The organism is Actinophytocola glycyrrhizae (genome assembly GCF_042653545.1).
Lineage (GTDB): Bacteria > Actinomycetota > Actinomycetes > Mycobacteriales > Pseudonocardiaceae > Actinophytocola > Actinophytocola glycyrrhizae.
Genome location: NZ_JBHSIS010000002.1, coordinates 1,152,507 through 1,177,190, shown reverse-complemented (window position 1 = coordinate 1,177,190; position 24,684 = coordinate 1,152,507). Strand labels below are relative to the sequence as shown.

At 76.2% G+C, this 24,684-nt stretch carries 1 protein-coding gene and 1 pseudogene; both read left to right on the top strand.

All coding sequences use genetic code 11. The features are described 5' to 3' along the window. Nucleotides 1-82 precede the first annotated feature (82 nt). A complete protein-coding gene (locus ACFPCV_RS05120) occupies nucleotides 83-15,388 on the top strand; it encodes a type I polyketide synthase (RefSeq protein WP_417281549.1) in 15,306 nt (5,101 codons plus the stop codon). An 8-nt stretch (nucleotides 15,389-15,396) separates the two neighbouring features. Continuing rightward, nucleotides 15,397-24,663: pseudogene (locus ACFPCV_RS05115) on the top strand (type I polyketide synthase); the annotation flags it as partial. Nucleotides 24,664-24,684: the final 21 nt, after the last annotated feature.

The following is a 24,684-nucleotide window of genomic DNA, read 5'->3' as shown; positions in this document are numbered from 1 at the left end:
AACGTTTCAGCACGGTGAAAGCGGTGGCCGACCCGGGTGCGCGGATGGGTGCGGGATGCCTTCGCCTGCCTGGAGAGGTGACGTGTCAGTGGCGGACGACCAGAAGTACCTCGACTACCTCAAGCGGCTCACCGCCGACCTCCGCCAGACCCGGCGGCGCCTGTCGGCGGCGCAGGCCCGCGAGCGGGAGCCGATCGCGATCACCGCCATGGGTTGCCGCTTCCCCGGTGGGACCAACACCCCCGAGGAACTCTGGCGGCTGCTGGACGAGGGCCGCGACGCCATCGGCGCCTTCCCCGCCGACCGCGGCTGGGACCTCGACCGCCTCTACCACCCCGACCCGGAGAACCCCGGCACCAGCTACGTGCGGGTGGGCAACTTCGTCGACGACGTCGCCGACTTCGACGCGGGCCTGTTCGGCATCAGCCCCCGCGAGGCCCTCACCATGGACCCGCAGCAGCGGCTCCTGCTGGAGGTCGTCTGGGAGGCCGTCGAGCGCGCCAGGATCGACCCCGTCGCGCTGCGCGGCAGCCGCACCGGCGTCTTCGTCGGCGCCGCCACCTCCGGCTACGGCCTCGGCGTCCGCGAACTCCCCGACGGCGCGGGCCACCTGCTGACCGGCAACGCAGGCAGCGTCCTGTCCGGCCGCGTCTCCTACACCTTCGGCTTCGAGGGGCCCGCGGTCACGGTGGACACCGCGTGCTCGTCGTCGCTGGTCGCGCTGCACCTCGCGGCGGCCGCGCTGCGGGCGGGGGAGTGCGACCTCGCGCTCGCGGGCGGCGTCACGGTCATGACCAACCCCGACATCTTCACCGAGCTGAGCAGGCAGCGCGGCCTGGCGCAGGACGGCCGCTGCAAGGCGTTCGCCGCCGCGGCCGACGGCACCGGCTGGTCGGAGGGCGCGGGCGTGCTCATGCTCGAACGCCTGTCCGACGCCCGCCGCAACGGTCACCCCATTCTGGCCGTCGTCACCGGCTCCGCGGTCAACCAGGACGGTGCCTCCAACGGGCTCTCCGCGCCGAACGGGCCGTCGCAGGAGCGGGTCATCCGCGCCGCCCTGGCCGCCGCCCGCGTCGCCGCGTCCGATGTGGACGTCGTCGAGGCGCACGGCACCGGCACCCGGCTCGGTGACCCCATCGAGGCGCAGGCGCTGCTGGCCACCTACGGCAGGAACCGGACCGAGCCGCTGCGACTCGGCTCGGTCAAGTCCAACCTCGGCCACGCCCAGGGCGCGGCCGGTGTCGCCGGGGTCATCAAGATGGTCATGGCGCTGCGCAACGAGTCGCTGCCCAGGACCCTGCACGTCGACGCGCCCACCCCCGAGGTCGACTGGTCGGCGGGCGCGGTCGAGCTGCTGACCGAGACCCGGCCCTGGCCGAAGAAGGCGGAACCCCGCCGCGCCGGTGTGTCCTCGTTCGGCGTCAGCGGCACCAACGCGCACGTGATCATCGAGGAGGCCCCGGCCGAGGAGCCCGCCGAGCCGGTCGAGGAGGCACCCCGGCCCGAGCTGCTTGGCTGGGTGGTCTCCGGCCGCACCAGGCACGCGCTCGCCGCGCAGGCCGCCGCCCTCCTGTCCCATGTGGACCGTTCGAACGCCGACCCGGTCGACGTGGCCCGCTCGCTGGCGGGCACCCGCGCCGCCCTCGACCACCGCGCCGTCGTCCTCGGCGCCGACACCGACACCCTGCGCGCCGGACTCGCCGCGCTCGCCGCCAACGAGGAGACCCCCGGCGTGCTGCGCCGCGCGGGTGACCCCGGACGCGGCGGCATCGTCTTCGTCTTCCCCGGCCAGGGCTCACAGTGGGCGGGCATGGCCGCCGGGCTGCTCGACACCGAGCCGGTGTTCCGCGCCCGCATCGAGGAGTGCGCCGCCGCCCTGGCCCCGCACACCGACTGGTCCCTGACGGCCGTACTGCTCGGGGACGGCCCGTCGCTGGACCGCGTCGACGTCCTGCAGCCCGCGCTGTGGGCGGTCCACGTCGCGCTCGCCGCCCTGTGGCGCTCGGCGGGTGTGGTGCCCTCCGCGGTCGTCGGCCACTCCCAGGGCGAGATCGCCGCCGCCGTCGTGAGCGGCGGGCTGAGCCTGGCCGACGGCGCCCGGATCGTCGCGCTGCGAGCCAGGATCGCCGCCGAGCACCTCGGCGACCGCACCGGCATGGTGTCGCTGAACCTCGGCGCCGGGGAAGCAGAGGCACTGATCGCCCCCTGGGCGGACGCGCTCAGCGTGGCCGCCCGCTCCGGACCGCTGTCGACCACCGTCGCGGGCGACCGCGCCGCCGTCGAGGAACTGCTGGCCGAATGCGAGCGCCGGGACCTCCGCGCCCGCCGCGTCGCGGGCGCCTACGCCAGCCACACCGCACACGTCGAGGTGCTGCGCGACGAGCTGCTCGCCGCCATCGCGGACATCGCGCCGAGAGCGTCGGAGCTCCCGTTCTACTCCGCGGTCACCGGGTCCGTCGTGGACACCGCGACGCTCGACGCGGAGTACTGGTACCGCAACCTCCGCGAGCAGGTCCGGTTCGACGAGACGACCAGGGCGCTGGCCGCCGACGGCCGCACGACCTTCATCGAGGTCAGCGCCCACCCCGTCCTGGTCTCCGCGCTGGAGGAGACCCTGCAGGCGATCGACCAGCCCGGCACCGTGCTCGGCACGCTGCGCCGCGACCGCGGCGGCCAGGACCGCTGGCTCACCGCCCTCGCCGAGGCCTGGGTGCACGGCGTCGCCGTCGACTGGGCCGAGGTCCTGCCCGCGGGCCCGACCGTCGACCTGCCCACCTACGCCTTCCAGCGCACCCGTTTCTGGCTCGACGCCCCCACCGCCGCCGGGCCCGACCGCTCCGCGTTCTGGGACGCCGTCGAGCGCGCCGACCTCGACGGCCTGGCCGCCATGCTCGACGTCCCCGGCGACACACCGCTCCGCGACCTGCTCCCGTCCCTGTCCGCGTGGCGGCGTAGCGAGAGCACCCCGCGCGGCGGCCTGCGCTACCGCGTCGAGTGGCAGCCGGTCACCGCCACCGCGGCGGGCGGTAGCTGGCTCGTCGTGACGTCCCCGTCCGAGCACGATGCCGACGACGATGCCGACGACTATGGGTCCGCCGCGTACGTGGCCGCCCTGCGTGCCGAGGGCCTCGACGTCCACACCGTGGCACTCGACCGCGCCGAACTCGACCGCTGGGCGATCTCCGCCCTCCTGGACGACGCCGCCGCGACCCTGCCCGACCTCGCGGGTGTGCTCTCCCTCGTCGCCCTCGACGAGACCCCGCACCCCGACGAGCCGGCCGTCACCACCGGCGTCGGTGCCACGGTCGCCCTGATCCAGGCGTTCACCGACACCGAGATCGCGGTCCCGCTGTGGTGCGCGACCGCGGGCGCCGTGGCCGCCGCCCCCGGCGACACCGTCGCCCACCCGGCGCAGGCCCAGGTCTGGGGTCTCGGCCGGGTCGCCGCCCTCGAGCACCCCGGCCGGTGGGGCGGCCTGATCGACCTCCCCGCCGGCCAGGACACCACCACCGGCGCCTTGCTCGCCGCCGCCCTCGGCGCCACCGGCGAGGACCAGCTCGCCGTTCGCGCGAGCGTCCTGGCAAGCAGGCTCCGCCGCGCCCCCGCCGCCGCGCCCGCGCAGCCGTGGACCCCTTCCGGTGCCGTGCTCGTCACCGGCGGCACCGGCGCCCTCGGCGCGGAGGTCGCCGCCTGGCTGGCCGGCCGCGGCGTGCGGAAGCTGGTACTGACCAGCCGCCGCGGTCCCACCGCCCCCGGCGCCGCCGACCTGGTCGCCCGCCTCGCCGACCTCGGCGCCGACGCGGTCGTCGCGGCCTGCGACGTGGCCGACCGGGACGCGCTCGCCGCGCTGCTGGCCGAGCACCCCGTCACCGCCGTCGTGCACACCGCGGGCACCGACCCGTCGATGCCGCTGACCGACCTGGAACTGCCCGACTTCGCCGACGGCAGCCGCGCCAAGGTGCTCGGCGCGGCCCACCTGCACGAGCTGGTGCCCGACGCCGAGGCGTTCGTGCTGTTCTCGTCCGTTGCCGGGGTGTGGGGCAGCGGCGGCCAGGCCGCCTACTCCGCGGCCAACGCCTACCTCGACGCGCTCGCCGCGCACCGCGCCGCCGCGGGCCTGCCCGCCACCGCCATCGCCTGGGGCGCGTGGGACGGCGGCGGCATGGCCACCCGCGACGGCGTCCAGGACTCGTTGCGCCGTCGTGGTTTCACCCCCATGCCCGCCGCCCGCTGCGTCGCGGAACTGGCCGCCGCTGTGGACGAAGGTGCTTCCGCCCTCACCGTCGCCGACGTCGACTGGGACCGCTTCGCCGAGGCGTTCACCGCCGTCCGCCCCAGCGCCCTCATCGCCGACCTCCGCACCCCGGTCCCGGCGGGGCCGGTCACCGACGACGAGCCTGCCGACGACGAGGCCGCCCGGTTGCGCGCGCTGCCGCCCACCGAGCGCAAGCACGCCGTGCTGGCACTGGTCCGCCGCTGCGCCGCCAGCGCCCTCGGTTACGACAACACCGACGCGGTCGAGCCCGGCAGGCCGTTCAAGGAGGTCGGCATCGACTCGCTGACCGCCGTCGGCACCCGCAACAAGCTCGCCGCCGCGCTCGGCCGCAAGCTCCCCGTCACCCTGCTCTACGACCACCCGACCCCGCTGGCCCTCACCCGCCACCTCCTGGCCGAGCTGACCGGCGAGTCCGGGAAGGACACGGGCGCGCCGGTCACGATCGCGGCCGCGGACCACGACGACCCGGTCGTCATCGTGTCGATGGCCTGCCGGTTCCCCGCGGGCATCCGCACTCCCGAGGACCTGTGGCAGGTCGTGGCCACCGGGGTCGACGGCATCGGCGCGTTCCCCGCCGACCGGTGCTGGGAGGTCGATCCGGCGGCCGGGTTCACCCCCGAGGGCGGTTTCGTCCACGACGCCACCGGCTTCGACGCCGACCTCTTCGGCATCTCCCCGCGCGAGGCCGTCGCCATGGACCCACAGCAGCGCCTGCTGCTGGAGGCAGCCTGGGAGGTGCTGGAGCGGGCGGGCATCGACCCGCACTCCCTGCACGGCAGCGCGACCGGTGTGTTCGTCGGCGCCTCCACCTCCGGCTACGGCGTCGGCATGCGCGTGGCCGCCGGGCTGGAGGGCCACTACATCACCGGCACCTCGGCCAGCGTCATGTCCGGCCGCGTCGCCTACACCTTCGGCCTCGAGGGTCCCGCCCTCACCGTCGACACCGGCTGCTCGTCCGCCCTGGTCGCCCTGCACCTCGCCGCCGCCGCGCTGCGCAGGGGCGAGTGCGACAAGGCCGTCGTCGCCGGCGTGTCCGTGCTGACCAGCCCCGACCTGTTCGCCGAGTTCAGCACCCAGCGCGGCCTGGCCACCGCGGGCCGCTGCGCGTCCTTCGCCGACGCCGCCGACGGCACCGGCTGGGGGGAGGGTGTGGGCACCCTGCTGGTGGAGCGCCTCTCCGACGCCCGCCGCCTCGGCCACGAGGTCCTCGCCGTCGTGCGCGGCTCGGCGGTCAACTCCGACGGCGCCTCCAACGGCCTCACCGCGCCCAACGGTCCGTCGCAGCAGCGGGTCATCCGCGCCGCGCTGGCCGCCGCCGGGCTGGGACCGTCCGAGGTGGACGCCGTCGAGGGGCACGGCACCGGCACCACCCTCGGCGACCCGATCGAGGCCCAGGCCCTGCTGACCGCCTACGGCCAGGACCGCGACGAGCCGCTGTGGCTCGGCTCGATCAAGTCGAACATCGGCCACACCCAGGCCGCGTCGGGTGCGGCGGGCGTCATCAAGATGGTCATGGCGCTGCGCAACGGTGTCCTGCCGAGGACCCTGCACGTCGACGCCCCCGCAACGAACGTCGACTGGACGGCCGGGTCGGTCGAACTGCTCACGCAGGCCCGCCCCTGGCCGGAGACCGGCAGACCTCGCCGGGCAGGCGTGTCCTCCTTCGGGGTCAGCGGCACCAACGCCCACGTCGTCCTGGAGGCCGCGCCCGCGACCGAGCAGGTGGCGCCGGTCGCCGAGACCACGCCCGCCCTGGTGCCCGCTCTGGTGCCATGGCCGGTGTCGGCACGCACCGCGGCCGCGCTCGCCGACCAGTGCGCCGCCATCGGCGCCCGCGTCGCCACCGCCGACCTGTCCACTGTGGACGTCGCGTTCACCCTCGCCACCGGCCGGGCCGACCTGGCCCACCGTGCCGTCGTCCTGGCCGGGGACCCCCGCTCCGCCGCCACCGCGCTGACCGCCGTGTCGGCTGGCGAGCGGCCCGCCGACGCCGCCGTCGTCGGCGACACCCGCCCCGGCCGCCTGGCCTTCCTGTTCTCCGGTCAGGGGTCGCAGCGTGCGGGGATGGGCCGGGAGCTGTGCGCCGCGTTCCCGGTGTTCGCCGAGGCCCTCGCCGCGGTGAGCGCCCGGATCGGCGAGATCCCGTGGGACGACCAGGAACGGCTCGACCGGACGCGGCACGCCCAGGCGGCGCTGTTCGCGTTCGAGGTGGCGTTGTTCCGTCTGCTGGAGTCCTGGGGCGTCACTCCCGACTACCTGGTGGGCCATTCGATCGGCGAGATCGCCGCCGCGCACGTGGCCGGTGTGCTGTCGTTGGACGACGCCTGCCGGCTGGTTTCCGCCCGTGGTCGCCTGATGCAGGCGCTGCCCGCCGGTGGGGCGATGCTGGCGGCGGAAGCGTCCGAGGAGGACGTTCCGGCCGGTGTCGACATCGCGGCAGTGAACAGCCCGGTTTCCCTTGTGGTGTCCGGCGCCGGGGACGAGATCGACGTTCTTGAACGGCGTTGGCGGTCGGAAGGCCGCCGGGTGAAGCGGTTGGCGGTGTCGCACGCGTTCCACTCGAAGCTGATGGAGCCGATGCTGGCCGAGTTCGCGACGGTCACCGGGTCGGTGACCTACCACCAGCCACGCATCCCTGTCGTCGTTCCCGGAGATGTCACCGATCCCGCCTACTGGGTGGACCAGGTGCGGCGGACCGTCCGGTTCGCCGACGGGGTCGCGCGGGTCCGTGAGGAGGGGGTGACCACCTTCCTGGAGCTGGGGCCCGACGCCGCCCTGTCCGCCCACGTCGACCAGGCCGTCCCGCTGGCGCGCCGCGACCAGGACGAGGTCCGCGCCGTGCTCGCGGGCGTCGCCGCGGCCTGGGTGTCCGGCACCGACGTCGACTGGGCCCGCACCGTCGCGCCCGCGGGCAGGACCGTCGACCTGCCCACCTATGCCTTCCAGCGCAAGCGGTTCTGGCTCGACACCTTCGCCGCCGACCCCCTCGTGCCCGCCGCCACCGTCCCCGCGGAGGACGCGGGCTTCTGGGCCGCCGTCGAACGCGCCGACACCGCGGCCGTCGCCACCGCACTCGGCCTCGACGACGACACCCTCGCCACCGTCCTGCCCGCGCTCTCCGCCTGGCGCGCCACCGCCGCCCGCCGGTCCGCCGCCGACGCCTGGCGCTACCGCGCCGAGTGGACCCCGGTCGCCGACCGCGCCGCCGTCCCGTCGGGCACCTGGCTGCTGGTCACCCCGCCCGGCGGCACACCCGACCTGGCCGCCCCGCTGCGCGCCGTCGGCGTCGACGTGCGCGGGCTGGTGGTGGACCCGGCCGACACCGACCCGTGGCAGGTCGCCGGTGACCTGCTCGACTGTGCTGGGTCCGGCGCCCTCGCCGGTGTGCTGTCCCTGCTGGGCACCGGCACCGGCCCGCACCCGGAGTACCCGGGCCTCACCACCGGCATGGCCGCCACCATCGTCCTGATCAAGGCCATCGAGGCCGCCCGGCTCGACGTTCCACTGTGGACGGCCACGACCGGCGCCGCGCACGTCGGCAGGCTCGACCCGGCGCCCAGCGCCGAACAGTCGCAGGTGTGGGGCCTCGGCCGCGTCGCCGCCCTGGAACAGCCCCGCCGCTGGGGTGGGCTGCTCGACCTGCCCGCCACCCTCGACCGGCGCGCCGCCGAGCGGGTCGCCGCGGTCCTCGCCGACGGCACCGAGGACCAGGTCGCCGTACGCGGCTCCGGCCTCTTCGCCCGCCGCGTCCGCCGGGCCCCGCTCACCGGCACCGCCACCCCGTGGCAACCGGCCACCGTCCTGGTCACCGGCGGCACCGGCGCCCTCGGTGCCCAGGTCGCGCGGCTCCTCGCGCAGCGCGGCGCACAGCACCTGGTGCTGGCCAGCCGCAGCGGCCCGGCCGCCCCCGGCGCGGGCGAACTGACCGACGAGCTGACCGCGCTCGGCACCCGCGTCACCGTGGCCGCCTGCGACATCGCCGACCGCGACGCCGTGGCCGCCCTCCTCGCCGAGCACCCCGTCACCGCCGTCGTGCACACCGCGGGCGCCGTCGACCAGCAGGCCGTCGCCGACACCGGGCTCGCCGAGGTCGCCGCCGTGCTGCGCGCCAAAGTGGACGGTGCGCGCATCCTGGACGAGTTGCTCCCCGAAGCCGAGGCGTTCGTCGTCTTCTCGTCCATCTCCGGGGTGTGGGGCAGCGCGGGTCACGGCGCCTACGCCGCCGCCAACGCCTACCTCGACGTCCTGGTCGAGCGCCGCAGGGCGCTGGGCCGCACCGGCACCGCTATCGCGTGGGGTCCGTGGGCCGGGGCGGGCATGCTCGCCGCCGAGGGCGCCGAGGACACCCTGCGCCGCCGCGGCCTGTCCGCCATGGACCCGGTCGCCGCCGCTGCCGCGTTCGCCGACGCGGTGGACCACGACCTCGGCCCGATCGTCGTCGCCGACATCGACTGGGCCGCCTTCACCCCCGCCTTCACCTCCGGCAGGCCAAGCCCGCTGCTGTCCGCGCTGCCCGAGGCCGCCGCACCGGCCCCGGCCGGACCGGACCGCGCCGGGGCGGCCGACCTGCACCGCGAACTCGCGGCGGGCGACCGGGACGAGGTCCTGCTCGACCTGGTCCGCTCCGCCGCCGCCGAGGTACTCGGCCACGCGCGCGGCGACGCCGTCGAGCCCGACCGCGCCTTCTCCGAACTCGGCTTCGACTCGCTGACCGCCGTCGAGCTCCGCGACCGCGTCACCGCGCTGACCGGCATCGCGCTCCCCGCGACCCTGGTCTTCGACCACCCCAGCCCCCGTGTTCTCGCCGCCCACCTCGCCGTACTGCTCGGCGAGACGGACAGCGTCGAGGACACCGGTGCCCTGCCCGCCGCGGTCCCCTCGGGCGACGACCCCATCGCGATCATCGGCATGAGCTGCCGCTACCCCGGCGGCGTCGCCTCGCCGGAGGACCTGTGGCAACTGGTCGCCGACGGCCGCGACGGCATCGGACCGTTCCCCACCGACCGGGGCTGGCCCCTGGACTGGCTGGCCGCGCAGGACCGCGACCGGCCGGGCAGCTCACACGCCACCGAGGGCGGCTTCGTCCACACCGCCGCCGAGTTCGACGCCGCCCTGTTCGGGATCTCGCCCCGCGAGGCCCTCGCGATGGACCCGCAGCAGCGGCTGCTCCTCGAAGCGGCCTGGGAGGTCTTCGAGTCCGCCGGGATCGATCCGCTGTCGCTGCGCGGCAGCCGCACCGGGGTGTACGCGGGCACCAATAGCCAGGACTACCTGTCCGTGCTCACCGAGTCCGGTGACGGCGTCGAGGGCCAGCTGGCCACCGGCAGCGCCGCCAGCGTGGTCTCCGGTCGCGTCTCCTACACCTTCGGTCTCGAAGGGCCCGCGGTCACCGTGGACACCGCGTGCTCGTCGTCGCTGGTCGCGCTGCACCTCGCGGCGGCCGCGCTGCGGGCGGGGGAGTGCGGCATGGCGCTGGCCGGTGGCGTGGTCGTCATGGCCCGGCCCGGCATCTTCACCGAGTTCAGCAGGCAGAACGGCGTGGCAGCCGACGGTCGCTGCAAGGCGTTCGCCGCGTCGGCCGACGGCGCGGGCTGGGGCGAGGGCGTCGGCGTGCTGCTGCTCGAACGCCTCTCCGACGCCGCCCGCAACGGCCACCCCGTGCTCGCCGTCGTCCGCGGCTCCGCGGTCAACCAGGACGGTGCCTCCAACGGCCTCTCCGCCCCGAACGGGCCGTCGCAGCAGCGGGTCATCCGGGCCGCGCTGGCCGCCGCCGGGCTGACGCCGTCCGATGTGGACGCCGTCGAGGCACACGGGACCGGCACCCGCCTCGGGGACCCCATCGAGGCCCAGGCACTGCTCGCCACCTATGGCCAGGACCGGGACGAGCCGCTGTGGCTGGGCTCGGTGAAGTCCAACATCGGCCACACGCAGGCCGCCTCCGGTGTCGCCGGGGTGATCAAGATGGTGCAGGCCCTGCGGCACCGGACCCTGCCGCCCACCCTGCACGTCGACGCCCCCACCCCCGAGGTGGACTGGTCGGCGGGCGCGGTGGAGCTGCTCACCGAGTCCCGTTCGTGGCCCGAGACCGGCAGAACCCGCCGGGCAGGTGTCTCCTCCTTCGGGGTCAGCGGCACCAACGCCCACGTGATCATCGAGGAAGCCCCCGAGACAGCGGCCGCTGCCGCTGCCGTCCCCGGCCCGACCGCCTGGGTGGTCTCCGCCAACACCGCGCGCAGCCTGCGTGCGCAGGCCACCCGCCTGCGCACCGTCGAGGGCGACCCCGCGGACATCGCCTGGACCCTGGCCACCGGCCGCGCCGCACTCGACCACCGCGCCGTCGTCGTCGCGGGCGAGACCGACCCACGCGTGCCGCTCGCCGCCCTCGCCGAGGACGCCGAGGCACCCGGCCTGGTCCGCGGCACGGCCAGGCACACCGGTGGAGTCGTGTTCGTCTTCCCCGGACAGGGCGCGCAGTGGCCGGGCATGGCCGCCGAACTGCTCGACACCGAACCGGTGTTCCGTGCCGCGATCGAGGACTGCGAGCGCGCGCTCGCCCCGCACGTGGACTGGTCGCTGCTCGACGTCCTGCGTGACGGCGTGCCCGACCGGGTCGACATCGTGCAACCCGCGCTGTGGGCGGTGATGATCGGCCTCGCCGCACTGTGGCGTTCGGCCGGGGTGCGGCCCGCCGCGGTCGTCGGCCACTCGCAGGGCGAGATCGCCGCCGCGGTCGTCGCCGGGGCACTGGGCGTCGAGGACGGCGCGGCGGTGGTCGCGTTGCGTGCCAAGGCGATCGGGGCGGTGTTGTCCGGCCGCGGCGGCATGGTGTCGGTCGCCGCCGGGGTGGACGCCGTCACCGAGCTGATCGCGCCGTGGGGCGACGCGATCGGGATCGCGGCCGTGAACGGTCCACTGTCCACTGTGGTCTCCGGGGACGCCGACGCGCTGGAGTCGTTGCTGGCGGCCGCTCCCGACCGGGCCCGCCGCGTCCCCGTCGACTACGCCTCCCACTCCGCGCACGTGGAGCTGATCCGTGCGGAGCTCCACACCGCCCTCGCGGGCATCAGTCCCCGCGCCGCGCAGGTGCCGTTCTTCTCCGCCCTCACCGGCGGCGAGTTCGACACCACGGGACTCGATGCCGGGTACTGGTACGAGAACCTGCGCCGCACCGTCCGCTTCGACCAGGCCGTCGCCGCCGTCCGCGACCGGGGCCGCGACACGTTCGTCGAGGTCAGCCCGCACCCGGTGCTGACCGTGGGCGTCGAGGAGACCCTGGCGGGCGACGGTGTGGTGCTCGGCACGCTGCGCCGCGAGTCCGGTGGCCGGGAGCGCTGGCTCACCGCGCTGGCGCAGGCGTGGGTGCGCGGCCTGCCGGTCGACTGGTCGGCCGTGCTGCCCGAGACCGCGCCCGTCCCGCTGCCCGCCTACGCCTTCGACCACGAGCGGTACTGGCCGCGCCCCAGGCGCGAGGTCCCCCTCGACCCCGCCGACCACCCCCTGCTCGACGCCGCCGTCCCGGTGGCGGGCGCGGGCGCCATCTGGCTCGGCACGCTGTCACTGGCCACCCACCCGTGGCTGGCCGACCACGCCGTGCACGGCACGGCGGTCCTGCCCGGCACCGCCGTCGCCGACCTCGCCCTCTGCGCGAGCGCCGCCACCGGCCTCGGTCAGGTGGACGACCTCACCCTCCAGGCGCCACTGGTCATCCCGGCGGCGGGCGCGGTCACCATCCAGGTCCGGCTCGACGAGGACCGCTTCACCGTCCACTCGCGACCGGCCGCCGACCGCGACGCCGACTGGACCCGCAACGCCGCGGGCACCCTGTCGCCCGACCAGCCCGCCGCCCCCACGGGTCTCGCCGACTGGCCGCCGGCCGGGGCCGAGCCGGTCGACGTGACCGGCCTCTACGCCGACCTCGACGCCGCCGGTTACGGCTACGGCCCGACCTTCCAGGGTTTGCGGGCCGTGTGGCGGGCGGCGGACACCGTCTACGCCGACGTCGTCCTGCCCGACGCCGCGCACGCCGACGCCGCCCGCTTCGGCCTCCACCCGGCCCTGCTCGACGCCGCGCTGCACGCCGCGGGTGCAGGCGGGCTGCTCTCCGGCGCGCTGCTGCCGTTCGCGATGGCCGGGGTGTCGCTGCACGCCAGGGGCGCGACCGTTCTGCGGGCCCGGATCACCGCCGTGGGCCCGGACACCGTCGCGGTCCTCGTCGCCGACCCGCTCGGCAACCCGGTCGCCGCGATCGACTCGCTCACCCTGCGCCCGGCCGGTTCGGCCCGAGCCGGCGCGGACTCCCTCTACCGCGTCGACTGGACCCCGGTCACCCCGGCGGGCCGCCCGCCGGAGCGCGTCGCCGTCGTCGGCGCCGACACCGGGGGCCTCGCCGAGAGCATGACCGCCGCCCTGGGGGTCGTCGCCTGGTACGCGGACCCGGCCGCCATGGCCGAGGCCGTCGACGCGGGCGCCGACCTGCCCGACGCCGTCCTGTGGACCAGCGAGGAGACCGACCCGGTCGCCGCCGCCACGACGGCACTCGCCCTGGCCAAGGCATGGCTGGCCGAGGAGCGGTTCGCGGGGACCGTCCTCGCCGTGCTGACCCGCGGCGCGCTGGCCGCCGCACCCGGCGACCACGTCCGCGACCTCGCCGGGGCCGCCGTCCACGGCCTGGTCCGCAGCGCCCAGACCGAGAACCCCGGCCGCTTCCGCCTCGTCGACCTCGACGACACCCCGCTGCCCGGCCTGCTCGACGCGCTCGCCGCCACCGACGAGCCGCGCCTCGCGGTCCGCGGCGGCGGCCTGCTCGCGCCGCGGCTGGCCCAGGCGACCCCGGCAGGCATCGCGCTGCCCGCCGACCCGTGGCGCGTCGACGTCGCGGGCGGCGCCACCCTCGACCACCTGGCCGCGGTCCCCGCGCCCGGCGCCACCGCCGACCTCGGTCCCGACCAGGTCCGGGTGGGCGTGCGGGCGGCGGGCGTGAACTTCCGCGACGTGGCCATCGCGCTGGGCGTGGTGCCCGACCAGACCGGCATGGGCACCGAGGGCGCGGGCGTCGTGCTGGAGACCGGCTCCGCCGTCACCGACCTGCGCGCCGGCGACCGCGTGTTCGGCCTGTTCGCCGACGGCTTCGGCCCGGTGACCGTCACCGAGCGGTCGATGCTGGCCCCGATGCGTCCGGAGTGGAGCTTCGCGCAGGCGGCTTCGGTCCCCACGGTCTTCCTCACCGCCTACCACGGCCTCGCCGACCTCGCCGGTGTCCAGTCAGGACAGACGGTCCTGGTGCACGCCGCCGCGGGCGGGGTCGGCATGGCCGCCGTGCAGATCGCCCGCCACCTCGGCGCCGAGGTCTACGCCACCGCGAGCCCGGCCAAACACGGCGTGCTGCGTGCCATGGGCCTCGACGACGACCACATCGCCTCCTCCCGCGACACCGACTTCGAGTTCGCCTTCCGCGCCGCCACCGACGGCCGGGGCGTCGACGTGGTCCTCAACTCGCTGACCGGGCCGTTCGTCGACGCGTCACTGGAGGTGCTCGCCGCGGGCGGCCGGTTCATCGAGATGGGCAAGACCGACATCCGCGACGCGGACGCCGTCGCCGCCGACCACCCGGGTGTCACCTACCGCGCGTTCGACCTCGCCGACGCGGGCGCCGAACGGATCGCGGACATGCTGGTCACCATCACCAGGCTGATCGACGAGGGCGCCCTGCAGGTGCTCCCGGTGACCGGCTGGGACGTCCGCGACGCCGCCACCGCCTTCCGCCACATGGCCACGGGCCGCCACACCGGCAAGAACGTGCTGACCTTCCCCCGGCGCCTCGACCCCGGCGGCACGGTCCTCGTCACCGGCGGCACCGGCACGCTGGGCGGCATCCTCGCCCGGCACCTCGTCACCGCGCACGGTGTGCGGCACCTGGTCCTGACCAGCCGCGGCGGCCCCGACGCCCCCCGCGCCGCCGAACTCGTCGCCGACCTGGCCGCCCTCGGTGCGCACGCCACCGTCGCCGCCTGCGACGTCGCCGACCGCGCCGCGCTCGCCGCGCTGCTGGCCGCCATCCCGGCCGGGCACCCGCTGACCGGCGTGGTGCACGCGGCAGGCGTCCTCGACGACGGCGTCCTGGAGACGCTCACGCCGGAGCGGACCGCGGCGGTCATGCGCCCGAAGACCGCCGCCGCCGTCCTGCACGAGCTGACCGCGACCGCCGACCTCGCCCTGTTCGCCCTGTTCTCGTCGGCGTCGGCCACCATCGGCTCGCCAGGCCAGGCCAACTACGCCGCCGCCAACACCTACCTGGACTCCCTGGCCGCCCACCGCCGCGCCATCGGACTGCCCGCCGTCTCACTCGGCTGGGGCCTGTGGGCGCAGGCGAGCACGATGACCGGGCACCTGTCCGACCGCGACCGGGCCAGGGCGGGCGAGCTGATCACCGCCGAGGACGGCATGGCGCTGTTCGACGCCGCGATCGCCACACAGGACACCCACCTGGTCCCCATGCACCTGGACCTGGCCGCGGTGCGCCGCACCGACCCGGTCCCGGCCCTGCTGCGCGGGCTCGTCGCCCCGCGGTCCCGCCGGATCGCCGCCACGACGACCGGCGCGGCGGCCGGCGCGGTGGAAATATCGTTCGCCGACCACCTGGCCCGGCTGCCCGCGGCCGAGCGCCGCCGCACCCTGCTCGACCGGGTGCGTTCGCAGGCCGCCGCCGTCCTCGGGCACCGCACCGCCGAGGCGATCGGCCCGGACCAGTCGTTCAAGAACCTCGGGTTCGACTCGCTCACGGCGGTCGAACTGCGCAACCGGCTCGCCGACGCCACCGGGGTGCGGCTGCCCGCGACGCTCGTGTTCGACCATCCCACCCCGGCCGACCTCGCGGAACGGCTGCTCGAACGCCTCGGCGGCGAGCAGGTCCCGGTCCAGGCGGACCCGCTGGACCGGCTCACGACCGAGCTCGACGCGCTGCTGGCAGGCGGGCTGGACCCGGCCGCGCTGGCCGAGCGGCTGCGGCGGTTCACCCGCCCCGCCGTGACCGGTGATGGTGTCGCCGAGCGGCTCGAGGCCGCCTCGGTCGACGACGTCTTCGACTACATCGACAGAGAGCTTGGTGTGTCGTGACCAACGAAGAGAAGTTGCTGCGGTACCTGAAGAAGGTCACGGCCGACCTCGCCGAGACCCGCAGGGAGCTTGCCGAGGCGCGTGGCGCGGCACCCGAGCCGATCGCCGTGATCGGCATGGGCTGCCGCTTCCCCGGCGGGGTCGCCGACCCGGAGGCGCTGTGGCGGCTGGTCGCCGACGGCGGCGACGCCGTCACCGGCCTGCCGGAGGGCCGTGGCTGGGACACCGCCGCTGGCGACGCGATGGGCCTGCGCGGCGGGTTCCTCGCCGACGCCGACCGCTTCGACGCCGCACTGTTCGGCATCAGCCCCCGCGAGGCGCTGACGATGGACCCGCAGCAACGGCTGGCGCTGGAGACGGCGTGGTCCGCGCTGGAGGACGCCAGGATCGACCCGCTGTCGCTGCGCGGCCACCAGACCGGCGTGTTCCTCGGCGCGGGCTCCTCCGCCTACGCCACCGCGGCCGACCTGCCCGACACCGCGGAAGGCCACCTGCTCACCGGCAGCGCCGCCAGCGTCGTGTCCGGCCGCGTCGCCTACGTCTTCGGTCTCAAGGGCCCGGCGGTCACGGTGGACACCGCGTGCTCCTCCTCCCTGGTCGCCATCCACCTCGCCTGCCAGTCCCTGCGGGCCGGCGAGAGCGAGACGGCACTGGCGGGCGGCGTGTCCGTCCTGGCCGGGCTCGGGTTGTTCAGCGAGTTCGGCAAGCAGGGCGCCCTGGCGGGCGACGGGCGCTGCAAGGCGTTCTCCGACGCCGCCGACGGCACCGGCTGGGGCGAGGGCGCCGGTGTCCTCCTGCTGGCCCGCCTCTCCGACGCGCTGCGCGCCGGGCACCGGGTGCACGCGGTGATCCGCGGCTCCGCGATCAACTCCGACGGCGCCTCCAGCGGTCTGACCGCCCCCAACGGGCCCTCCCAGCGCAAGGTCATCGCCGCCGCACTCGCCGCGGCCGGGCTGGCGCCGTCCGATGTGGACGCCGTGGAAGCACACGGCACCGGCACCAGGCTCGGCGACCCGATCGAGGCGCAGGCGCTCATCGAGACCTACGGGCAGGAGCGCGAGCGGCCGCTGTGGCTGGGCTCGGTCAAGTCGAACATCGGCCACACCCAGGCCGCCGCCGGTGTCGCCGGCGTGATCAAGACCGTGCTGGCGCTGCGCCGCGGACTGCTCCCGCCGACCCTGCACGTGGCCGAGCCCGCCAGCCACGTCGACTGGACCGAGGGCGGCATCGACCTGCTCACCGAGACCCAGGTGTGGCCGGCCACCGGCCGCCCCCGCCGGGCGGGGGTGTCGGCCTTCGGCATGAGCGGCACCAACGCCCACGCGATCATCGAGCAGGCCCCGGAAACCCCGACCGTGCCCGCGCCGGCCGAGCCTGCCACGCCGGTCCCGTGCCTGGTGTCGGCCCGCTCCGAGACCGCGCTGCGGGCGCAGGCCGAGCGGCTCGTCGCCCACCTGGACGGCAGGCCCCGCCTCGGTGTCCTCGACGTCGCCCGCTCGCTCGCCACGTCCCGCGCCGCCCTGCCGCACCGCGCGGCCGTGCTCGCCCGCGATCGCACCGAACTCCTGCGCGGCCTGCGCGAGATCGCCGCGGGCGGCGGCCAGGTCCGCGGCACCGCCACCGACGGCCGCCTGGCCTTCCTGTTCTCCGGCCAGGGTTCGCAGCGGGCCGGGATGGGCCGCGAGCTGAGTGCCGCGTTCCCGGTGTTCGCTGGGGTGGTCGAGGACCTTTCGGCGCGGTTGGGCGGGATTCCGTGGGACGACCAGGAACGGCTCGACCGGACACGGCACGCGCAGGCGGCGTTGTTCGTGTTCGAGGTGGCGTTGTTCCGGCTCACCGAGTCGTGGGGCCTGGCTCCCGACTACGTCCTCGGTCATTCCATCGGTGAGATCGCGGCCGCGCACGTGGCCGGTGTGCTGTCGGTCGACGACGCGTGTGCGCTGGTGTCGGCGCGGGGCCGGTTGATGGCCGGGTTGCCCGCCGGTGGGGCGATGCTGGCGGCGGAAGTGTCCGAAGAGGACGTTCCAGCCGGTGTCGATGTCGCGTCGGTGAACAGTCCCACTTCGCTTGTGGTGTCGGGGACCGAGGCGGAGATCTCGGCCCTGGCGGAACGTTGGCGGGCCGAAGGTCGCCGGGTGAAGCGGCTGGTGGTGTCGCACGCGTTCCACTCGAGGCTGATGGAGCCGATGCTGGCCGAGTTCGCGACGGTCGCCGGGTCGTTGACCTACCACCAGCCCGCGATCCGGCTGCCCGGTGAGGTCACCGACCCCGCCTACTGGGTCCGTCAGGTCCGCGACACCGTCCGGTTCGCCGACGCCGTCGCCGCGCTCCGCGAGGACGGTGTGACCTCCTTCGTCGAACTGGGCCCGGACAACGCCCTGTCCGTGCACGTCGAGGGCGCCGTGCCGCTGCAGCGCCGGAACCGCGACGAGGTCGGATGCGCACTCGGCGGGCTCGCCGCCGCGCACGTCGCCGGGGTCCGCGTCGACTGGACCGCCGTGTTCGCCCCCTGGGGCGGGCGCCTGACCGACCTGCCGACCTACCCCTTCGAGGGCGACCGCTACTGGCTGCCGGAGCGCGCGGGCACCGCCAACGCCGACCCGGCCGAGGAACGATTCTGGCGCTCGGTCGACGCCCAGGACACCGCGGCCGTCGCCACGACCCTCGGGCTCGACCCCGGCAACGGCCTGGCCACCGTGCTGCCCGCCCTGCACCGCTGGCGCAAGGGCCGCCGGGACACCACCACCGTCGACTCCTGGCGCTACCGCGTCACCTGGGCGCCCCTGACCGACCTGCCCACCCCGCACGCCCTCGGCACCTGGCTCGTCGTCACCCCCGAAGGTGGCACCGACCCGGCCGCCGACGCCCTGCGCGACCACGGCGCGACCGTCGTCGAGCTGGCGCTGCCCGCCGAGGACGACCGCTGGGAGGTCGCCGGGCTCGTGCTCGACGCGGTCACCGCGGCCGACGGCGTGGACGGCGTGCTGTCCCTGCTCGGCGGCAACGCCGAACCGCACCCCGAGTACGGGCCGACCGCCACCGGCCTCGCCGCCAATGTCGTGCTGCTGCAGGCGCTCGGCATCGCGGCGCTCGACGCGCCACTGTGGGTCGCCACCCGGGGCGCGGTCGCCGTCGGCCGCGCCGACACCGCCCCCGACCCCATGCTCGCCCAGATCTGGGGCGCTGGACGGGTCGCCGCGCTGGAACTGCCCGGCCGCTGGGGCGGCCTGGTCGACCTGCCGGAGACCATCGACACCCGGGCGGGCGCCGCGCTGGCCGCCGTCCTGGCGGGCGGCAGCGGCGAGGACCAGGTGGCCGTGCGCGGCACCGGCGCCTTCGGCCGTCGCCTGCACCGCGCCCCCGCCGCCGCACCGGACCGCGACTGGCGGCCTGCCGGTCCCGTCCTGATCACCGGCGGCACCGGCGCACTCGGCCGCCGCGTCGCCCGCTGGCTCGCCGGGCGCGGCGCGACCGACCTGGTCGTCACCAGCCGCTCCGGCCCGGGTGCCCCCGGTGCCGCCGACCTCGTCACCGAACTGGCCGAACTCGGCGTCACCGCCACCGTCGTGGCCTGCGACGTCGCCGACCGGGACGCGCTCGCCCGCGTGCTGGCCGACCACCCGGTCACCGCCGTCATGCACACCGCGGGCGTCGCCGAGTCCGCCCCGCTGACCGACGTCACCCTCGCCGAGTTCGCCGACGTGCTGACGGCCAAGGTCGGCGGCGCGCGCAACCTGGACGAGCTGCTGCCCGACGCCGAGGCGTTCGTGCTGTTCTCCTCCATCGGCGGCATCTGGGGCAGCGGCAACGCCGCCGCCTACGGCGCCGCCAACGCCTACCTCGACGCGCTCGCCGAGAACCGCCGCGTCCGCGGCTTGTCCGCCACCGCTCTCGCCTGGGGCCCGTGGGCCGGCGAGGGCATGGCCGCGGGGGAGACCGCGGAGCACATCGCCAGGTGGGGACTGGCCCCGATGGCTCCAGAACTGGGCCTGTCCGCGCTCGGCCAGGCGCTCGACGCCGACGAGACCACGCTCGTGGTGTCCGCCGTGGACTGGGCCGTGTTCGCGCCGATCTTCTGCACCTCCCGGCGCAGCCCGCTCATCACCGCCGTGCCGGAGGCGGCCGCCGTGCTCGCCGGGACCGGCGGCGACGAGGACCGGACCGGCGGCCGGACCGACGCCCGCACCCGGTGGGCTGGCCGGCTCGCGCCGCTGCCCGCCGCCGAGCGCGCCGACCTCGTCCTCGACCTGGTCCGCACCGAGGTCGCCGCCGTGCTCGGCCACCGCGGCCCCGCCGACGTCGCCCCCGGCCTGTCGTTCGCCGACCTCGGCATCGACTCGCTGACCGCCGTCGAGGTCCGCGACCGGCTCACCGCCGCCACCGGTCTGCGCCTGCCCGCCAGCCTCGCCTTCGACTACCCCAAGCCCAGCGCGCTGGCCGCGCACCTGCTCACCGAACTGGTGGCCGACAGCGCCCCGGTCCGTGTCACCGTCACCCGGGACACCGCCACCACCGACGACGACGCGATCGCGATCATCGGCATGGCCTGCCGGTACCCGGGCGGCATCGCCACCCCAGAACAGCTGTGGGAGCTGCTGGCGAACGGCGGCGAGGCGCTCTCGCCGTTCCCGGCCGACCGCGGCTGGAACCTCGACGAGCTGTTCGGCCGCGAGCGCGGCGCGTCCTACGTGCGTGCGGGGGGCTTCCTGACCGGTGCGGCCGACTTCGACGCCGCGTTCTTCGGCATCAGCCCCCGCGAGGCCGTAGCCATGGATCCCCAGCAGCGGCTGCTGCTGGAGACCAGCTGGGAGGCCTTCGAGCTGGCGGGCGTCGACCCGCGCGCACTGGCGGGCAGCCGCACCGGCGTGTTCGTCGGCAGCAACGCCCAGGACTACGGCTACGTGCTGACGTCGTCGGCGGAGGACGTCTCCGGCCAGCTGGTCGGCGGCACCACGGCGGGCATCCTCTCCGGCAGGCTCGCCTACACGTTCGGGCTGGAAGGCCCGGCCGTCACCGTCGACACCGCGTGCTCGTCCTCGCTGGTCGCACTGCACATGGCCGCGTCGGCGCTGCGGGCGGGGGAGTGCACGATGGCGCTGGCGGGCGGCGTCACCGTGATGTCGACCCCCGGCCCGTTCGTCGAGTTCAGCACCCTGTCCGGGCTCAGCGAGGACGGCCGCTGCCGGGCGTTCGCCGACGCCGCCGACGGCACCGGCTGGGGCGAGGGCGCGGGCGTGCTGCTGGTCGAACGCCTCTCCGACGCCGCCCGCTTCGGCCACCCCGTCCTCGCCGTGCTCCGCGCCTCCGCGATCAACTCCGACGGCGCCTCCAACGGCCTCACCGCCCCGAACGGCCCCGCGCAGCAGCGGGTCATCCGGGCCGCGCTCGACAGCGCGGGCCTCGCACCGTCCGATGTGGACGCCGTCGAGGCGCACGGCACCGGCACCACCCTCGGGGACCCCATCGAGGCCCAGGCGCTGCTCGCGACCTACGGGCAGGACCGGGACGAGCCGCTGTGGCTGGGCTCGGTGAAGTCCAACATCGGCCACACGCAGGCCGCCTCCGGTGTCGCCGGGGTCATGAAGGTCGTGCTGGCCCTGCGCAACGGGCTGCTCCCCGCGACCCTGCACGTCGACGCGCCGACCACCCACGTCGACTGGTCCGCCGGGTCCGTCGAGCTGCTCACCGAGCCCCGCCCCTGGGGCCGCGGCGACCGGCCGCGCCGTGCGGGCGTGTCGTCCTTCGGCGCCAGCGGCACCAACGCACACGTGATCATCGAGGAGCCCGGGGAAGCGCCCGCGCCGACAGCCGGGGTGACCGACGGGCCGGTCCCGCTGGTGCTCTCCGCGAGCAGCGAGCAGGCGCTGCGTGCCCAGGCCGCCCGCCTGCGCACCCACCTCGCCGCCCACCCCGGCCTCCCGGCCGCCGACGTCGGCGCCACCCTGGCCGCCCGCGCCGGGCTGGCGCACCGGGCCGCCGTGGTCGGCGACCGCGCCGAGCTGCTCGACGGTCTCGCCGCGCTGGCCGCGGGCACCCCGTCGGCCGCGGTGGTCAGCGGCACCACCATCAACCCCGACGGCGGCCGGACCAGGCCGGTGTTCGTCTTCCCCGGCCAGGGCTCGCAGTGGGCGGGCATGGCCGTCGACCTGCTCGACACGTCCCCGGTGTTCCTCGCGGCCTTCGAGTCCTGCGAGCACGCACTGGCCCCGCACGTCGACTTCGTCCCGTCCTCGGTGCTGCGTGGTGACGACGGGTGGCTCGACCGGGTCGAGGTCGTCCAGCCGTTGCTGTTCGCGGTGATGGTGTCCCTGGCGGCGCTGTGGCGCTCGTGCGGCGTCGAACCCGTCGCCGTGGTGGGACATTCCCAGGGTGAGGTGGCCGCGGCCGTCGTGTGCGGCGCGCTGTCGCTGGCCGACGCGGCGAAGGTCGTCGCCCTGCGCAGCCGGGCCATCGCCGACGAGCTGTCCGGCCGCGGCGGCATGGTCTCGGTCGCACTGCCCGCCGAGCAGGTCCGCGCCCGCCTCCCGCACTGGCAGGGCGCGGTCGAGCTGGCGGCGGTCAACGGCCCCGCGTCGGTCGTCGTCTCCGGCACGCCAGCCGGGCTCGCCGACCTGGTCGCCACGTTCACCGCGGAAGGTGAGCGCGCCAAGCACATCCCGGTGGACTACGCGTCGCACTCCGCGCAGGTCGCCGCGATCCGCGACCGCCTGCGCCGCGACCTCGCGGGCATCGCCCCCCGGTCGTCGGACCTCCCGTTCTACTCCGCCGTCACCGGCGAGCAGATCGACACCGCAGGGCTGGACGCCGAGTACTGGTACACCAACCTCCGCGAGACCGTCCGCTTCGACGCGGCCACCACCGCCATGCTCGCCCACGGGCACCGGCTGTTCGTCGAGGTCAGCCCGCACCCCGTCCTGGCGATGGCCGTGCGGGAGACCGACGCGGAGGCACGCGTGGTCGGCACGCTGCGCCGCGACGAGGACGGCATGCGCCGCTTCCACACCAGCCTCGCCGAGGCCCACGTGCACGGCGCCCGCCCGGACTGGACCACCGTCTTCCCCGGCGGCGCCCTCGTCGACCTGCCCACCTACGCCTTCCAGCGCAAGCGCTACTGGCCGGCACCACACCAGTGGACGGCGCAGCCGCCCCCGGCGGGCACCGCCGCCGAGGGCCGCTTCTGGTCCGCCGTGGAGTCGGGCGACGCCGCCGAGGCCGCCGACGTGCTCGACCTGGCCTCCGGCCGCGCACTGGCCCCGCTGCTCCCGGCCCTGTCGGCCTGGCGGCGCGGCCTGCGTGAGCGGGCCGCCGTGGACGCCTGGCGCTACACGGTCACCTGGCAACCGGTCGCCGAACCCGACACGCCGGTCCTGACCGGCCGCTGGCTGGTCGTCACGCCGGACGCCGGCCACCCGGTCGCCGCCGGAGTCACCGCCGCCCTGCGCGACCGGCTGGCCACCGTGGACACCCTGGTGGTCGACCCGGCCACCGCCGACGCCGCGGACCTGTCGGAGCGGCTGCGCGACGGCGGCTGGACCGGTGTCCTGTCGCTGCTGGCACTGGACACGGCCGCCCACCCGGCGCACCCCGTCCTCCCCGCGGGCCTGGCCGCCACCCTGACCCTCCTGCACGCCCTGCTCGACGCCGACCCCGGCGCCCCGCTGTGGTGCGTGACCCAGGGCGCGGTCGCCGCCGCCCAGGACGCCCCGGCCAGCCCCGAGCAGGCCCAGGTCTGGGGCCTCGGCCGGGTCGCGGCGCTGGAGCACCCCCGGCACTGGGGTGGTCTCGTCGACCTCCCCGAGGAGGTGGACACCCGCGCCGCCGCCCGCCTGGTCGCCGCGATCACCCGCGACGACGGCGAGGACCAGCTGGCCGTGCGCCCCGGCGGGCTCCTGGCCCGCAGGCTCGTCCGTGCGAGCGGCGGTGGTCCGGTCCGCACCTGGCGTCCGCGCGGCGCGGTGCTGGTCACCGGCGGCACCGGCGCCATCGGCGGGCACGTCGCCCGCTGGCTGGCCGACAACGGCGCCGAGGACCTGGTCCTGGTCAGCAGGCGCGGCGCGGACGCCCCCGGCGCCGACGAACTCGCCAGGGACCTGGCCGCCCGGGGCGCCGCGGTGACCTTCGCCGCCTGCGACGTCGCCGACCGCGCCGCCGTCGCCGCCCTGCTCGACGACCTGCGGGCCCAGGGGCTGCCCGTCCGCACCGTCATGCACACGGCGGGCGCCAGCACCCTGGAGCGCCTCGAGCACACCGGGGTCGCCGACCTGGCCGGCCTGGTGGGCGCGAAGGTCGCCGGGGCACGGCACCTCACGGAGCTGCTCGACCCGGCCGAGGTGGACGCGATCGTGCACTTCTCGTCCATCGCTGGCGTGTGGGGTGTGGGCAGGCACGGCGGCTACGCCGCGGGCAACGCCTACCTCGACGCCCTCGCGCAGCGCTCCCGCGCCGACGGCGTGCCCGCCCTGTCGGTGGCGTGGGGCCCGTGGGACGGCGGCGGCATGGTCGACGCCGCCGAGGTCGAGCCGATGCTGCGCCGCGGCGTCCCGCTGATCGAGCCGGGGCCCGCCGTCCGCGCCCTCCAGCAGGCCCTCGACCACGACGACACCTTCGTCGCGGCCGCCGAGGTCGACTGGTACCGCTTCGCCCCGGCGTTCACCGTCATGCGGCCCAGCCCGCTGATCGGCGAGCTGGCCGAGGTCAGGCTGGTCAACGCCGCGGCCCCCGCCCACGCCGAGGAGACCGCCGCCGACGCGGGGCTGGCGACGACACTGGCCGGGACACTGGCCGGGCAGACCCCGGCCGAGCGCGAGCGCACGCTGACCGGGCTGGTCCGCGCCAGCGCGGCGGCCGTGCTGCGCCACGACAGCGCAGACGACGTCGCGGCGGGCAGGCCCTTCCGCGAGGCGGGCTTCGACTCGCTGACCGCGGTCGAGCTGCGGGACCGCCTCGCCGCGGCCACCGGGCTGCGGCTGCCCGTGACGCTGGTGTTCGACCACCCCACCCCGGCCGTCCTCGCCCGGTACCTGCTCGACCGGCTGGAACCGGAACCCGCCGCGGCCGGCGGGGACCTCCCGACACCCGACGAGCTCGACCGGCTCGACGCCGCCCTGTCCGCGCTGGCCGACGACGACGTCGCCCGCGTCCGCGTGGTGATGCGGCTGGAGTCGCTGCTGGCCAGGCAGCGCACGACCGCCGCCGACGACCTGTTTGCCCGCCTGGGCACCGCCTCCAACGACGAGCTGTTCGACCTGGTGGACCGGGACCTCGGGGTCAACTGACCTCGCCGGTGATGAAGGAGC